The sequence below is a fragment of the Vibrio sp. Y176 genome, from assembly GCF_033438945.1.
Genome location: NZ_JAWOQS010000462.1, coordinates 1 through 733 on the forward strand (window position 1 = coordinate 1; position 733 = coordinate 733).

Below are 733 nucleotides of genomic sequence, written 5' to 3' on the forward strand. Positions count from 1 at the left end.
ATTAACGATAAACGCGAAGACAAGCGAATTGGTTGCGATTTCAACAATCGAATCAGTGGCCACAAACAGGAAATCAGAGCGCCCATTGCCGACATAATCAAATTGTATAAACTCGACTGCCACGACCAACCGATAGTAAGGCCAACGTTGGCGTCATATAGATCGCTCAAACTGGAAGATACTGCTGGGATCAACTCGTTCGCTAACATGAGTCCAAAGAAGTTACCGCAAGCCCAAGCGACCAAAACGAGTATCGAGAGCTCAAGTAATAGCGCTTGCGCCAATTGGGTTCCATTCACACCGGTTTGACGCAAAATGCCGACTAATCGCTGACGCTGAATAAAAGACAATGACATCGCTTGATAGAAGATGAACAGTCCAACCAAAAACGACAACATCCCCATCGCGGTTAGGTTCATGTGGAATGCTTTGGTCAAAGATTCAAGCTCAGTACGAGTGTTTCGAACCAAAGTCATGCCATTTGGCAGTATGTTTTTTAATGCGATCAGTTTTTCTTCTGGCATCTCGCCACATGAAATCGCTGAAAGGCCCGAGCTTCGCTTCAACATTCTTAATAAAGAAATGTCGGTAACTAAACGTGTACCTGATAAGAGCTTGTTTTGATCCACTTGAACAGGACCAAGACGGCTACCATCATTCAACTCAATAAAGTCGCCGTCTTGCCAGTTCATGTAAGACGCCAAATCTTGACTGATCAAGATCGGATACGGCG

The 733-nt window shown here is 44.9% G+C and carries 1 protein-coding gene; it reads right to left on the bottom strand.

From position 1 onward, the window contains the following. Nucleotides 1-733 (bottom strand): ABC transporter permease (locus tag R7O13_RS26700; protein WP_318305189.1); only part of this gene is annotated, 733 nt, incomplete at both ends.